At 76.4% G+C, this 14,166-nt stretch carries 13 protein-coding genes, 1 tRNA gene and 1 pseudogene; 7 read left to right on the forward strand and 8 right to left on the reverse strand.

Annotation, left to right across the window (positions count from 1 at the left end):
* Positions 1-238: 238 nt before the first annotated feature.
* Positions 239-829: pseudogene (locus SJY06_RS06095) on the forward strand (tyrosine-type recombinase/integrase); the annotation flags it as partial.
* Between the two features lie 169 nt (positions 830-998).
* Here the strand turns inward: SJY06_RS06095 and SJY06_RS06100 are convergent.
* Positions 999-1,071, reverse strand: a tRNA-Arg gene (locus SJY06_RS06100).
* Between the two features lie 174 nt (positions 1,072-1,245).
* Between SJY06_RS06100 and SJY06_RS06105 the strand changes: the two genes are divergently transcribed.
* Entirely contained in the window at positions 1,246-1,845 is a 600-nt protein-coding gene (locus SJY06_RS06105) for a hypothetical protein (RefSeq protein ID WP_380165660.1), read from the forward strand.
* 40 nt (positions 1,846-1,885) lie between these two features.
* Here the strand turns inward: SJY06_RS06105 and SJY06_RS06110 are convergent, their stop codons facing one another.
* The gene (locus tag SJY06_RS06110; protein ID WP_380165662.1) at positions 1,886-2,539 is read right to left on the reverse strand and encodes a hypothetical protein; all 654 of its coding nucleotides are present in this window, start codon (positions 2,537-2,539) and stop codon (positions 1,886-1,888) included.
* 187 nt (positions 2,540-2,726) lie between these two features.
* Between SJY06_RS06110 and SJY06_RS06115 the strand changes: the two genes are divergently transcribed.
* A complete protein-coding gene (locus SJY06_RS06115) occupies positions 2,727-3,335 on the forward strand; it encodes a flavodoxin family protein (RefSeq protein ID WP_380165664.1) in 609 nt (202 codons plus the stop codon).
* Here SJY06_RS06115 and SJY06_RS06120 read toward each other — a convergent pair.
* Together SJY06_RS06120 and SJY06_RS06125 are read right to left on the reverse strand one after the other, a co-directional pair.
* Entirely contained in the window at positions 3,320-4,198 is an 879-nt protein-coding gene (locus SJY06_RS06120) for a hypothetical protein (RefSeq protein ID WP_380165666.1), read from the reverse strand. The genes SJY06_RS06115 and SJY06_RS06120 overlap by 16 nt on opposite strands.
* On the reverse strand, positions 4,195-5,016 hold the full coding sequence (locus SJY06_RS06125; protein WP_380165668.1) for an NAD-dependent protein deacetylase: 822 nt from the start codon (positions 5,014-5,016) through the stop codon (positions 4,195-4,197). The genes SJY06_RS06120 and SJY06_RS06125 overlap by 4 nt, the downstream gene beginning before the upstream one ends.
* Positions 5,017-5,069: 53 nt before the next feature.
* Between SJY06_RS06125 and SJY06_RS06130 the strand changes: the two genes are divergently transcribed.
* Both SJY06_RS06130 and SJY06_RS06135 read left to right on the forward strand, forming a co-directional pair.
* The gene (locus SJY06_RS06130; RefSeq protein WP_380165670.1) at positions 5,070-5,810 is read left to right on the forward strand and encodes a DUF5995 family protein; all 741 of its coding nucleotides are present in this window, start codon (positions 5,070-5,072) and stop codon (positions 5,808-5,810) included.
* Positions 5,811-5,917: 107 nt separating this feature from the next.
* A complete protein-coding gene (locus SJY06_RS06135; RefSeq protein ID WP_380165672.1) occupies positions 5,918-6,898 on the forward strand; it encodes a DMT family transporter in 981 nt (326 codons plus the stop codon).
* Here SJY06_RS06135 and SJY06_RS06140 read toward each other — a convergent pair.
* Positions 6,846-7,664: a potassium channel family protein gene (locus SJY06_RS06140; protein WP_380165674.1), complete on the reverse strand. Its 819-nt coding sequence runs from the start codon at positions 7,662-7,664 to the stop codon at positions 6,846-6,848. The two genes, SJY06_RS06135 and SJY06_RS06140, sit on opposite strands and share 53 nt — an antisense overlap.
* 49 nt (positions 7,665-7,713) lie before the next feature.
* Here SJY06_RS06140 and SJY06_RS06145 point away from each other — a divergent pair, with 49 nt between their 5' ends.
* Entirely contained in the window at positions 7,714-11,505 is a 3,792-nt protein-coding gene (locus SJY06_RS06145) for a hypothetical protein (RefSeq protein WP_380165676.1), read from the forward strand.
* A gap of 24 nt (positions 11,506-11,529) precedes the next feature.
* Positions 11,530-12,399 (forward strand): fructosamine kinase family protein, encoded by an 870-nt coding sequence (locus tag SJY06_RS06150; protein WP_380165678.1) that lies wholly within the window; start codon positions 11,530-11,532, stop codon positions 12,397-12,399.
* Positions 12,400-12,450: 51 nt separating this feature from the next.
* On the opposite strand, the gene mscL is transcribed toward SJY06_RS06150, so the two are convergent.
* The 3 genes from mscL to SJY06_RS06165 form a co-directional block, all read right to left on the reverse strand.
* Positions 12,451-12,885, reverse strand: coding sequence for a large conductance mechanosensitive channel protein MscL (gene mscL / locus SJY06_RS06155; RefSeq protein WP_380165680.1), 435 nt, complete (start codon positions 12,883-12,885; stop codon positions 12,451-12,453).
* An 84-nt stretch (positions 12,886-12,969) separates the two neighbouring features.
* The gene (locus SJY06_RS06160) at positions 12,970-13,563 is read right to left on the reverse strand and encodes a hypothetical protein (protein WP_380165682.1); all 594 of its coding nucleotides are present in this window, start codon (positions 13,561-13,563) and stop codon (positions 12,970-12,972) included.
* Between the two features lie 160 nt (positions 13,564-13,723).
* Entirely contained in the window at positions 13,724-14,128 is a 405-nt protein-coding gene (locus SJY06_RS06165) for an FmdB family zinc ribbon protein (protein WP_380165684.1), read from the reverse strand.
* Positions 14,129-14,166: the final 38 nt, after the last annotated feature.

A 14,166-nucleotide genomic window follows, 5' to 3' on the forward strand; every position in this document is an offset into this window, starting at 1 on the left:
CTCGCTCGGCAGAGTCACCGTGGGGGAATGGGGCAAGCAGTGGCTCGCCGGTCAGTCCCAGCTCAAGCCGACGACCCTGGAGCGCTACCGCGGCGCCTTCGCCAACCAGGTGCTGCCCACCTGGGATTCCGTGCCTGTGGCGTCCGTGACGCACTCGGGAGTGGCTGCCTGGGTAGCGGACCTGCATCGCGGCGGGCTGTCTGCGTCCTCGGTCCGCCATGGCTACCGGGTGCTCCACATGATCCTCGGTAGCGCCGTGAGGGACGGTCGACTGCCCCGGAACGTCGCCGTCGGGGTGCGACTGCCTCGGATCGGCTCCGCGGACAAGCGCTTCCTGACTCACCAGCAGGTCGCGGCGTTGGCCCTAGCCGTCGGTGAGCCTTTCGGCGTCGTCATCTGGGTGCTCGCCTACACCGGGCTCCGTTGGGGCGAGCTGGCCGGCCTGCGCGTCGGAGACGTCGACCTCGAGCGCCGCCGGATCCACGTCCAGCGGTCCATGGTCGAGGTGCGTGGCCGTGCGGTCTTCGGGACGCCCAAGAGCCACCAGCGCCGATCCGTGCCCCTGCCGGCCTTTCTCGTGGACCGGCTTCGTCGGCACTTATCGGGTCGGTCGCCCGACGATCTCGCGTTCACGAGCCGGCAGGGAGCGGTGCTGCGGAACCGCAACTTCCGGGGCCAGGTTTTCGACGCTGCTGCGGCCTCAGTCGGTCTCCCGGGTCTGACCCCTCACGAGCTCCGGCACACGGCGGCGTCCCTGGCCGTGGCCGCAGGCGCCAACGTCAAGGCGGTCCAGAAGATGCTCGGCCACGCCTCCGCCGCCATGACGCTCGACGTCTACGCAGGGTTGTTTGGGGACGATCTCGACGAGGTCGCCGAGAGGCTCGACCGGGCCGCGACGACGGCGTTTGCGGACCAGGTGCGGACCTCGGACTCACCGGCCGACCAGAAGACTGAGTCCGGTCGCGAGCAAACCGCCCCTGACCTCGACGTTCGTTCGGTGGCCCCGGCGAGATTCGAACTCGCGACACACGGTTTAGGAAACCGATGCTCTATCCCCTGAGCTACGGGGCCGTGGGCGGCGGTGCGGCTCCTGCCGCCGGCTCCGCGCCCGCCCGGGAGGCTACCGGACCGGACCCCCGGGACCGGCCGCGGGACGGGCGGGCGGGGCGGCTGCGACCGGCGCTACAGGAACCGGGTCGGCGTGCCGACACCTGAGCCGACGCATTCACCCGAACGGAGCCCGCCATGCCCGCGCCCAGCGCCCCCGACCGGCCCGCGACCCACCTGCTGCCGCGCCAGCACGTACCGCCCCGCTGGCGTCAGGAGGCCCTGAACCTGCTGGTGGACACCGCCGTGGCCGAGCTGCGCGCGGGCACGAGCCCGCGCCGCACGGTCCGGGCGATGGCCGAGCTCGGTGCAGGCGGACCCGGCCACGACGCCGTCGCGGTCCTGGACCGTCGGCTGGACGACACCCTGGCCGCGTGGGTGGAGCGGCAGCGCCGCACGCGGCTCGCCGACCCCGACGCCGACCTCGAGCAGACGGCCCGGGAGCTCGTCGCCCCGCTCTTCGACGGCCTGCCGGTGGGGGCGGTCGACGGCTGCCCGCACCCGGGCGCGTGGGTCGCGTCGTCCGTGGACGAGGTGCCCTGCGCGGTCCACGGCTACGAGCGCGACGCCGCGGACTGCCTGCGCATGCTGGTGGAGACCTACCTCGTGGACACCATCGACCGTGCCGTGGACCGGGCGGACGCGCGACCGGCCCCCCTGCCGGCCGACGGCCCGGCCCTGACCCAGCTCTGGCTGGGCGTGGCGGTCCTTGCCGCCTGGGCGACGTCCGACCACTGAGGCCGCACGTCCTGTCGCCCCACGGGCGGGGGCAGGACGCTCACGGCGCGACGGCCCCCCGGGCCGCGTCGGCCCGTTCCAGGAAGTACGCCCCCAACGCCCCGGCCAGCGTGGCGAACACCACGACGGAGTAGACGGCCAGCACCACCTCTAGCAGCCGCGGGAACGCGCCCTCGGCGCTGAGCCCGGTGCCGGTGACCGTGGTCATGGCCGCCTCGTGCAGCGCGACGACGTAGTCGTCGTAGGACCCCAGCACGTACAGCAGCTGGCTGGCCGCCAGCACGACCACCCCGGTCACCAGACCCAGCCACGTCACTCGCCCGGACAGCAGCCGGCCGCCCGACCGGGACCCGCGCACCGCGGCGGACAGCACGCTGCCGGCCCGGGCCACGCGGGTCAGCCGCAGCAGGGTCAGCGCGCGGGCGAAGCGCAGGAACGGCACGGCGAGGAACACCAGCTGCCACCAGTTGCGACGCCAGAACACCCGCTGGTCCCGGGCGACCCACGCCCGCAGCGCGAACTCGGCCACGAACACGGCCCACAGCACCCAGCCGACCACCGTCAGCACCCGCACGACGGTCGGCTGCTCCGCCAGCACCTGGGCGAGCACGACGAGCAGGAACAGGATCCCCAGCGCGCTCATCGGGCGGTCGAGGTGCCGGGCCACCCGCTCCGCCGTGGTCGGGTCGCGCACGACGGGTGCCTCCCGGTCGGGCGTGGGGTCGGGACCGGGCGTCGGGTCGGGACCGGGCGTCGGGCTCGAGCCGGGGGGCGGGGTAACGGGGGAGGGCATGCCCCAGGAGTGCCCGATCCGCCGCCCGTCGAACACCGGACCGGCCCGGCACGTGTCCCGACCGCCGATCCGGGGTACGCCAGCACCCATGACCGACCTCACCGCACTCGTGCTCACCTGCTCCCTCAAGAAGTCCCCCGCTCCGTCCAGCAGCCACACCATCGGCCAGGAGGTGCTCGACGCCCTGGCCGAGCACGGCGTCACCGGCGAGGTGGTCCGGGTCGCCGACCACGACGTCCGCTTCGGCGTCTCCACCGACGAGGGCGACGGTGACCAGTGGCCGCAGCTGCGGGCCAAGGTCCTCGCCGCCGACATCCTCGTCATCGCGACCCCGATCTGGATGGGCCAGCCGTCCAGCGTCAGCAAGGTCGTCCTCGAACGGCTGGACGCCGAGATCTCCGAGACTGACGACCAGGGCCGCATGCTGACCTTCGGCAAGGTGGCCGGCGTCGCCGTCGTCGGCAACGAGGACGGCGCCCACCACGTGTGCGCCGAGGTGTTCCAGGCGCTCGTCGACGTCGGGTTCACCGTGCCCGCCGCCGCCAGCACCTACTGGGTGGGGGAGGCCATGGGCAGCGTCGACTACCAGGACCTGCAGCCGCGCCCGGACAAGGTCGTCGGCACCACCAGGGACACCGCCCGGCACCTGGCGCACCTGGCCCGGCTGCTCAAGGCGGAGCCCTACCCCGCCGGCTGAACCGACCGGAGCGTCTGGACCCCGGCCCACCGCCCGCCCGGCGGCAGGGTGACGGGGTCCAGCCGCGCCGGCTCCACGCAGACGAACTCCGTCGCGCCGCCGGCGTGAACGTCCCCGGGCGCCGAGTCCGCACCGGGGTTCCACACCACCCAGGAGTCGAAGCCGGTGGCGCTCATCACCAGGTCGCCCAGGCCGGGGTCGACGACCCTCACGACGTCCGCGTCACCGGTCACGGCCAGGTCGACCGGCCCGGCGGTCGGCAGCGGTGCGTCGGGCAGCACCGACGTGCCGCTGCCGTCGTTGTGGTGCGCGCTCGCGCCCTCCAGCCCGGCCACCCGCGCCGTCGCCGTCGACGACACGGCCAGGTAGCCGTGCAGCGCCGCCGTGAACGTGAACGGCTCGACCCCGTCGTTGCCGGCGGTCAGGGCCAGCCGGAGCCGGTCACCCGCGGCCTCGACGTCCAGGGTCAGCGTGAACGGGTGCGGGAACAGCACCCGCGTGGCGGCGTCCGCGCGCAGCTCCAGCCGGGCCCGGGCCACCCCGTCGGCGTCCGGGCCGGCGTCCGGGCCGGCGTGCAGGACCGACCAGGTCCGGTCCCGCGCGACACCGTGCCGGGGGCCGTCGCCGCGCTCGGCGAACTGGGGCCACACGACGGGCACCCCGCCGCGGATCGCGGTGCGGGGTCCGCAGCCGGTGTCCCGGCTCAGCCACAGCCGCTCCGCCCCGCCCGCGGGCACCCAGCCCAGGACGTGGCCGCCGTGGGCGCAGAACCGGAACGACGCCCCGTCGGCACCCGTCACCTGGCGCGGGGCGCATGGGTCCGGCGGCAGGGCGGTCGCGGGCGGTACGGCGGGCTCGGTCACCCGGTCGATCCTGTCAGCGTCCGCGCCCATCCGGCCAGCACCGGCGAGCAGCCGCCCTCGACCAGCACGTCGGCGAAGTCGGCCGCCCGCGTCGGTCCCCGGTTGACCACCACCACCGGCACCGACCGCTTGACCGCCCGCGCCACGAACCGGCGACCCGAGAACACCGTCAGCGACGTGCCCGCCACCAGCAGCACCTGCGCGTCCTCGACCAGGCGGTAGCAGTGCTCGACCCGCGCGACCGGCACGTTCTCGCCGAAGAACACCACGTCGGGCTTGAGCACCCCGCCGCAGCGCTCGCAGCCGACGACCACGAACCCGGCCGTGTCGTCCAGCCGCACGTCGCCGTCGGGCGCGATGTCGGCCTCGGGCAGGTCGACGCGCTCGGACCAGCCGGGGTTGAGCCGGGCCAGCCGCTCGTGCAACCGCTCCCGCGGGCTCAGGGCCCCGCAGCCCAGGCACACCACCTGCGACAGCCGACCGTGCAGGTCGACCACGTCGGTCGACCCCGCCGCGGTGTGCAGCTCGTCGACGTTCTGCGTCACCACCGAACGCACCAGACCCGCCCGGCCCAGCGCGGCCAGGGCCCGGTGCCCGGCGTTGGGGCCGGCCCCGGCCATCCGCTGCCAGCCGACGTGGCTACGGGCCCAGTACCGCTGCCGCGCCTGCTCGGAGCGGGTGAAGTCCTGGAACGTCATCGGCGTCCGTCGGGGCGAGCCGGGGCCGCGGTAGTCCGGGATGCCGGAGTCGGTGCTCAGGCCCGCGCCGGTGAGGGCCACGACCCCGCCGCGGGCCAGCAGCTGCTCGGCAGACGTCACGCCCCAGGGTAGGCAGGCCGGGCCCGGCCGCGCCGCCCGGGTTAACGTGCGGTGTGAGCGGGCCCATCGTCGCCGTGGCGGCGCGCATGGCCGACGAGCTGGCCGTCCTGGAGCGTGACGGCGACCCCGCCCGGCACTTCCTGGCCACGTACCGGCGGGTGACCCTCGCGGTCGGCGGGGCGGCCGGTTCCGGGCTCGTGGAGGACCCGGACTGGCTCGCGCGCTGGGACGTCGCCTTCGCCGAGCTGTACCTGCGGGCACTCACCGCGCACCGCGCCGGGCCGGAGCAGGCCCCCGGGCCGTGGCGGGCGGCGTTCGCGGCCCCGGCCGACCTGCACCCCTACCTGCACGTGCTGCTCGGCATGAACGCCCACATCAACTACGACATGCCGCAGTCGCTGCTGCAGGTGCTCACCGAGGCCGACACCGGCGACCCCGCCCTGATGGCGTCGCGGGCGCGGGACCACCACGCGCTGGACCGGGTGATCGTCGGGCTGGTGCCCTCGGAGTCCCGGCACCTGGTCCGGGCCGCGGCCGCCGCCCCCGGGGTGCTCGACCGGCTGCTGCTGCCGGTGTCACGGGCGGCCTCGGCCCGGTTGCTGCGCGAGAGCCGGGAGCAGGTGTGGGCCAACACGGCGGTGCTGCTGCGGGCCCGGCGCGAGGGCGCCGACGCCCTGCAGGCCGCCGTCGGCCGGCTGGAGGAGCTGTCGACCCGTCGCGTGCAGGACCTCCTGCGCCCGCGCCACCCGTTGCTGCACCTGGCCCGCCGCGGCTTCGGTGTCCGGCTGACCTGAGCGACCTCGCCCGCCGGGCGGGCCACCCGCAGGACACTGGCCACCTGGTGCCCGGTAAGGCCGGTATCGGGACGCCCGCCGTCACCGCCCGGGCCTACCGTGCCGACATGCCCGCATCGCGTCCCGCTCTCGTCGTCGCGTGGCTCGTGGCCGCGACCTGCTGGGGGGCCAGCTTCCTGTTCATCAAGTGGGGCCTGGAGGGGCTGAGCCCGGGCCAGGTCGCGCTGGCGCGGCTGCTCTTCGGCAGCCTCTTCCTGGGGGCGTGGCTGCTGGTGACCCGGACCGCGCTGCCCCGCGACCGCGTGACCTGGGGCCACTTCGCCGTCCTCGGGGTGCTGTTCTGCTTCGTCCCGTTCACGCTCTTCGCGTGGGCCGAGACCCGGATCGACTCCGGCCTGGCCGCGATCCTCAACGCGACGACGCCGCTGTGGACGCTGGTCATGGTGCTGCTGTTCCTGCCCACCGAGCGCGTCACCACCCGCAAGGTCGTCGGGCTGCTCGTGGGCTTCGCCGGGGTCGTCGTCGTGGCGCTGCCGCAGGTCACCGGGCTCGGCGGCCGCGAGGCCCTGCTGGGCCAGCTGGCCTGCCTGGGCGCGACCGCCTGCTACGGCGTCGGGCTGGTCTGGGTCCGCCGGTTCGTGCTGCCCCGCGGGGTAGGCCCCCTGGTCATCGCGTTCGGCCAGGTCAGCTGCGGGCTCGGCTGGAGCGTGCTGGCCGCGCCGGTGCTGTCGAACGACCCGGTCGACCTGACGGTCCGGGTGGTCGTGGGCATGGTCGCGCTGGGCGTGCTCGGCACCGGTCTCGCCTTCGTGCTGAACACGGCGGTCACCGCGGGCCTGGGCGCCACCTTCGCCTCGACCGTCACCTACCTGTCGCCGGTGATCGGGGTCGCCCTGGGGGCGCTCGTGCTGGCCGAGACGGTCCAGCCGGAGGAGGTCGTCGGGGGTGCCGTCGTCGTGCTGGGCGTCGCGGTCGGCCAGGGCGTGCTCCGGCGGCGGCGCCGCGCGCCCGGCGCCGTCACCCCGGTCGCGCCCGTCAGCGGGACGCCGGACCCGGACCGTCCGGTGGCGCCGGTCCAGCCGCTCTGAGGGCGGCGACCTCGCGCCGCAGCGCCCTGATCTCGGCCAGCACCTGGGGCAGGTCCACCAGCGTGATCTCGTCCTCCTCGCCAGGGCCCTCGTCGGCACCCCCGTCCCGGCGCGTCCCGGCGGCATCGGCCCGGGTCACGTCCTGGCGGGCCGCGGCCACGACCTGCGCCGAGATCGTGGCGGTCACCGTGCCGAGGACGGCGATGCCGAGCAGCATCCCCAGCACCGCCACCAGCCGCCCGATCGCGGTCACCGGGTACAGGTCGCCGTAGCCCACCGTCGTCACCGTGACCACCGTCCACCACAGCGCGTCCGGCAGGCTGCGGATGGTGGCGCCCGGGGCGTCCTGCTCGGCCACCAGCACGGCGGCGGCCACGAACAGCACCAGCGTCGCGGTGACCGACACCAGGTAGACCAGCGTGCGGGCCACCACACCGGTCCGCCCGTGCAGGCCCCGGCCGCGCAGCAGCCGCGCCACCAGGCCCAGCAGCGGGCGCAGCAGCGGGACCGCCACGACCAGCAGGTCGACCGGGTGGGTCAGCACGAAGCGGACCGGCACGCCCGACAGCCGGACCCGCACCAGGTAGTCCACGGCGAAGGCCAGCCACACCACCAGCCGCACCCAGCCGGCCACGACCCCGACGTCGTCCTGACCGGTGGCGACCTGGGTGACGAAGGTGGTCGCGAACAGCACCGCCAGCACGTCCAGCGGGGTCCGGGTGGCCCGCCGCCAGCGGCCAGGGCCTCGCGACGCGGGCGTCGTCATGGCCCCATGATCGGCGTCCGCACCCCCGCGCATCTCGTACCGTGAGGGCATGTCGTCGACGGATGCGCCCTCCGAGCAGGCGCGCACCGCCCGGGACCGCGCCACCGCCGTGCTCGACCGTGCCCGCGCCGGCCTGCTCGACGAGCCGTCGGGGGCCCGGGACCTGCGCCCGCTGGCCGACGCCTGCCTGGACGTCACCCTGGCCCACCCGTCCGGCCAGGCCCACCTGCTGGCCTCGGGCCGGCAGAACCTGTCGGGCCTGGTGCGCGACCCCGAGGCCCGGGTGGCCGCCCTGCTGCGGCTGCGCCGCTTCCGCGAGGTCGTCGGTGCCCTCGACGACCGTGGCCTGGCCGCCGGTCACCTGGTGGCCGGGGTCGTCGTCCTGCCCGGTGGCGCGGAGCTGCCCGTGCTGCTGCGGGCCTGCCGGGTGGCCGGGGCCGGTGACGGGGACGCGGCCGTCGTGGTCGAGGGACCGGTGGCGGTCAACCCCGCGCTGACGCGGGAGCTGGCCCGGCGCAGCTCCGGGGCGGTCGACCTGCCCGAGGTGCTGGGGGAGCGGCTGCGGACGGCCGGGAGCGGCTTCGACCCGTACCCGCTGCTGGACCTGGTCCAGGCCGCCCTGCCCGCCGTGCCGGGGGCCGTGCTGCGCCGCCGGCTGCTGCTGGCCCCGGTGTCGCTGGACGGCGACCGGGTGGTCTCCGACCTGGACCGGCTGCGGGAGCACGTGCCCGCCCACTCGCCGCTGGCCTGGGTGGGGGAGGACTGGGACGTCGCCGCGTCGACGGTCGTGACCCGGGTGGGCGACGGCCTGCCCGACGTGTCGGCCCCCGCCCCGGCCGTCGCCGACCTGCTCGAGCGCTTCGTGCCCGCCCGCCTCGACCCCGACCAGCGTCGGGTCCTCGCCGCCGTCCTGACCGGCCACAGCATCGGCGTGGACGCCCCGCCCGGCACGGGGGCGACCACGTGCGCGCTGGCCGTGGCCGCGGTCGCCGCCGCCACCGGACGTCGCTGCCTGGTGGTCGTGCCCACCCGCGCCGAGGGGGACGTTCTCGTCGACCGGCTCGTCGACCTGGGCCTGGGCGACCTGGTGGCCGACGGCTCCGGCGCCGCCGCGGCCCCGGCCGGGTCCGACGCGCCGGGCGCGGCCGCGACCGGGGGCGACCAGGACCGCCGGCACCGGGAGGCCGGGGAGCGCTACCGCGCGGCCGTGGCCGACCTGCACCGCGTCCGCCGGCCGTGGCAGGTGACGCGGGCGGACGTGCTCGAGGTCCTCGCCGCCGCCGCGGTCGAAGGGCCCCGGTTGACCGACGTGGTCATCGAGCAGGACCAGGGCACCGCCCTGTCGCGCGAGCAGCTCGACGGCCTCGCCGACGACCTGGCGGAGGCGGTCCGCCTCGGCGCGCTCGACGACGTCACCACGGCGTGGACCGGGGCCCGGATCACCGACCGGCAGGGCGCGCAGGAGGCGCTGGGCCTGGCGCGGCGGCTGCGCGACGAGCTGGTCCGCGAGGCCCGCGCCGCCGTCGGCGACCTGGCCCACGGCACCGGCACCGTGCGAGCGACCACGGTGGCCGAGGTCGCCGACCGGCACCGGCTGTTCGTCGGCCTGCAGGCCACCCTGGACCGGCTTGTCCCCGAGGTCTTCGACGTGCCGATCCTCGACCTGGTCGCCGCGACCGCCGACGAGGAGTTCCGGCGCACCACCGGGTACTCGATCCCCGGGCCCACCCGCTGGCGGCTGCAGCGCCGGGCCCGCCGCCTGGTCCGCCCCGGGGTGGAGGTCGACGACCGCCAGCTGCACCGGCTGCTGTCCTCGGCGGCCGCGCAGCGCCTGGACTGGCAGCGCATCAGCGAGGGGGCCGGCTGGGCCCACCTGCCCAGCTCGACCGGGGCGATGGTGGACCGGCTCGGGGACCTGGTCCGCGCCTGCGAACGCCTGGACCTGCTCCACCCGGGCCTGCGGCTGACCGAGGCCACCCTCGAGCAGGTGCAGGACGTCGCCGTGCGGCTGCTCGACGACGCCGAGGCCCTCGACGACCTGCCCCGCCGCACCCTGCTGGAGCAGCGGGTGGCCGAGCGCGGCGGCCGGACCCTGCTGCAGCGGCTCGGCGCGCTGCCCGTCGGCCAGGTCAGCCCGGCCATGGCCGCGCGCGAGCTGCGCCTGGCCTGGTGGCTGGGCGTGGCCGAGGCCACGGCCCCGGCCACGGGCGACCGGGCCGCCACCACCGAGGCCGTCGACCGGTACGCCTCCTCGCAGCAGCAGTGGGTGGCGGCCGCCGCGGGCCGGGTCCGCGCCGCGCGCGACGGCCTCGACCCGCGGCTGCGCCTCAGCGACCCCGTCCGCGTGCTGGTGCCCGCCGACGTCGCGGCGCTGCCTGCCGACGAGCACGTCGACGTCGTGGTCATCGACGACGCCGGTCGGTCCGGCTTCGCCGAGGTCTGCGGGGCGCTGGCCCGCACCGCGCAGGTGGTCGCGCTCGCCGACCTGGGGCCTGCCCGTCCCGGTTCGGCGGCCACGGTGCTCGGCGACTGCCTGCCGGTGGACCGGCTGGGCACCGCGCACCGCACCCACGACGCCACGCTGGCCGCGCTGGCCGCGGCCACCGGCAGCAGCCGGGTGGCCACCGCGGGGTCCCCGCGCGGCAGCACCACCGTCACCCGGACGTTCCTCGACGCGGCGGTGGGCCTGCCCACCGGCGAGAACGAGCAGCTGGACTCCACCGAGGTGGAGGTCGACCACACCGTGCAGGAGGCGCTGCGCCTGGTCGTCGACCTGGCCGCGCAGGACCCGCCCCGGTCGGTGGCCGTGATCGGCCTGACCCGCACCCACGCCGCAGCCGTCGCCGCGGGCATCCGCCGCGCCGTGCGGGCCTACCCCGCGCTGGCCGACGCGTTCGGCCCGGCCCGGCCCGAGCCGGTCGTCGTGGCCGCCGTCGACCAGGCCCGCGGCCTGGAGCGCGACGAGGTGCTGCTGAGCACCGGGTTCGCGCGCACGCCCCACGGCCGGGTGATCCACCGGTTCGGGCCGCTGGACGCCCCCGGTGGGGCCGGTCTGCTGACCACCGCCGTGAGCCGGGCCCGGCACCGGCTGCACGTGGTGACCGCCCTGCGCTCCGGCGACCTGGACCCGGGGCGGCTGCGGACCCCCGGGGCGCAGGCCCTGGCCGAGGTGCTGGCGGCCGTCGAGGCCGCCGCCGACGACGGCACGGGCCACCGGCGCCGCGCCGCCCGGACCCGCGAGGTCGGGGCAACGTCGACCGCCGGTGCCCCGGGCCCGGTCGCGGAGCTCTCCGCGGTCCTGACCGTGCTGGCCCGCGACCTGGTCCAGCTCGGGGCCGAGGTCGTGCCCGGGCCCGCGGGCGGTCTGGCGGTCCGCCACGGCGAGCGGGCCCTGGTCGTCGACGTGGACGTGGCGCACCCCGACCCCGCCGTGGTCGCCGGGCGCCGGTGGGCGCTGGTCGAGGCCGGCTGGGAGCACCGGCTCGTCGCCGCGGAGCTGGTGGCCGCCGACGTCGCCGGGGTGGCCGCCGGCCTGCTGGGTCTGCCCGACGCGACGACGGCTCCCGACCCGGCCGTTCCGGCTGTGCCTGACGCGCCGGCCGCGCCTGACGCGCCTGACCCGCCCGCCGAGCCGAGCGGGGCCGCCGAGCCGAGCGCGACTGCGGATCCGAGTGCGACCGCGGATCCGAGCGGGGCCGACCGCCCTCAGCCGGTGGCACGGACGGCCGACGACCCGGTCGTGCCGCGGGTGTCCGGTGACGACACCGACACCGGCTGGGGCGAGCGTCCGGGCGAGGACGACGACGAGCGGATCCTGCGGGAGCGACCGCCCCACTGGTGAGCCCGGTGCCGTACCTTCGTCGCCGTGCCGCGGGACTCCCTGGACGAGCGGCTGGCCCGGGTCGGTCTGGGGCCGGCGGTCGCGTCGTCACCGGCCGACGGCGGGTTCGCCGCCGAGACGACCTTCGTCACGCTGGGCTCGGGTCGGTCGGCCGTCGTCAAGACGCTCGCCGAGCCACCCGGTGACGACGTCTTCGACGTCGAGGCGGAGGGCCTGGCCGCCCTGCGCGGGGCGGGGGTCACGACCCCGGACGTCCTGGCCGTCGGTCGCGACGTCCTGGTCCTGGACCGGCTGCGCCCCCGGCTGGACGAGGAGCAGGCGTGGGAGCGGCTGGCGCACGAGCTCGCCGGGCTCCACGCCGTCACCTCACCGCGCTTCGGCTGGCCCCGCGACGGCTGGCTGGGCACCCACCGGCAGGTCAACCGCTGGGAGGACGACGGTCACACGTTCTTCGCCCGGCACCGCCTGCTCCGCTGGCTGCCCAGCCCGAGGCTGCGCGACAAGCTCGACGTCCGAGACCGCCGCGCCCTCGAGCGGCTGTGCGACCGGCTGCCGGAGCTGCTGCCGGCGCGCCCGGCGAGCCTGACCCACGGCGACTTCTGGGCCCAGAACGTGCTGTCGACCGCCGCCGGGCGGCCCGCGGTCATCGACCCCGCGGTGTCGTGGACCTGGGCCGAGGTGGACCTGAGCCACCTGTGGTGCTCGCCGCACCCGCCGGCGGCCGACCGGTTCTTCGCCGTCTACGCCGAGCTCACGGGCCTGGACGACGGCTGGCGGGAGCGCATGCCCCTGCTGCACCTGCGCCAGACCCTCGCACTCGTCGCGATGTTCGACCACGACTGGGGCGCGACCGGCACCGCGCGCGAGCTGCTCGCCCCGTTCCGCGATCGCTGAGCCCCGTGGACCCCGCCGACCCATGGGTCGGCGGGGTGCGCTCGGCGTCGGTCAGAGGCGGGGCTGCTGCTGCTGTGCCCGGAGCAGGTCGCGGATCTCCGTGAGCAGCTCGATGTCCGGCGCCGGGGCGTCCTCGGCGGGGATCTCGTTGCGCTTGCGCATCTCGGAGAGCTTGTTCATGGGCAGGACGAAGACGAAGTAGACGACCGCGGCCGTGATGAGGAACTGCAGGATCGCGGCGATCACGTTGCCCACGTTGACGAACGTCGACGCGTCACCGGCGAGGATGGCGAACCCGAAGCCCGGGATGTCGCCGCCGCCGCCCGCGGCGGCCAGCACGGGGTTGATGATGTTCTCGGTGAAGCCGGCCACCAGGGCCGCGAAGGCGGTGCCGATGACGACGGCGACCGCCAGCTCGATGATGTTGCCCCGCAGGACGAAGTCCTTGAAACCCTTGAGCACGCTGATCTCCCAGCTGTCGACCATCTGCGCGCGGTCCGGCGCGGGCTGACTGTATCCAGTGCCTCCCGTGCTGGTCACCCCTCGGGACGGCCGCTCGGCGCACGTGCCTCACGGCGGCTCGACCGGCCCCCGGACGGCCAGCGTCAGACCGCTGCCGGGCCGGGCCGCCAGGTCCGCCGCCTCGGCGTCGGTCACGGCCAGCGTGACGGCCGCCGGGCCGCTCGGGGAGGAGGGCAGCACCCCCGCCGCGGCCAGCCCGCCGGACGCACCACCGGCTCCCCCCGGGTCCGGCCCGGCCGCGCGGCCGTCGCCCGGCCGCGGCGTCGACCCGGTGCCGTCGGCACCTCCGTCCGGGTCCACCACCAGGGCGTCGACCGCGACCAGGCGCGCGGGCCGGTCATCGCCCGGCTCGAACGACGTCGCCGCGGCCGCGTAGACGTCCACGCGCACCCCGGGCCGCGCCAGGCCCAGCACCGCAGGGTCGCTCGGGGTGACCGCGACCAGCACCCGACCCGGTGGGACGAGCGCGGGGACGGGCACGACGACCGGGGCCGGGGCCGGGGCCGAGGCCCGCAGCGGCACCAGCAGGGCGGCCACGACCACGGCGACGGGCAGCAGCCAGGGCCGGGCCCGCGCGGAGGCCCGGCGGACCCGGCGTCGCGTGGTCGCGTCGTAGCCCGTGGCGCCGGTGAGGGAGAGCACGCGACGAGCCTCGCGCACTCACCGGGACCGCGGACGTCCCGCCCCGGGCCGCTGTGGACGGCCCCGGGCTGTGGACGGACCGGGTCAGGTGGACGGACCGGGTCAGCTGACCAGATCGGGTCAGGTGGACGGACCGGGTCAGGTGACCAGAGGGCCGGCCTCAGGCCGCGGAGGTGCTCGACCCGCTCGTGCCCGAGGTCGACGTGCTGCTCGAGCTGCTGGAGCTGCCGGCGGACGCCTTGTCCGAGGAGCCCTTCGAGCCCGACCCGTCGGAGGAGCCGGTCGACGCCGCGGCCGAGGAGCCGGCGGAGTCCGAGGAGCCCTTGTCGGCGCCCTTGTCCGAGCCGGACGAGGAGCCCGACGAGCCCGAGCCGGAGGCGCCCGAGCCGCTGCGCGAGTCCGTCCGGTAGAAGCCGGAGCCCTTGAAGACGACGCCGACGGCGCCGAACTTCTTGCGCAGCCGCCCCTCGCACTGCGGGCAGTCGGTCAGCGAGCTGTCGCTGAAGGACTGGACGGCGTCGAACTCGTGACCGCACGCGGTGCACGCGTAGGCGTACGTCGGCACGTGGCCTCCTGGCGTCGTGGGGCCCGTGGGCCCGGAAC

Source organism: Jannaschia sp. R86511, from assembly GCF_042466345.1.
In the GTDB taxonomy this organism is placed as follows: Bacteria; Actinomycetota; Actinomycetes; order Actinomycetales; family JBBAYJ01; genus Aquipuribacter.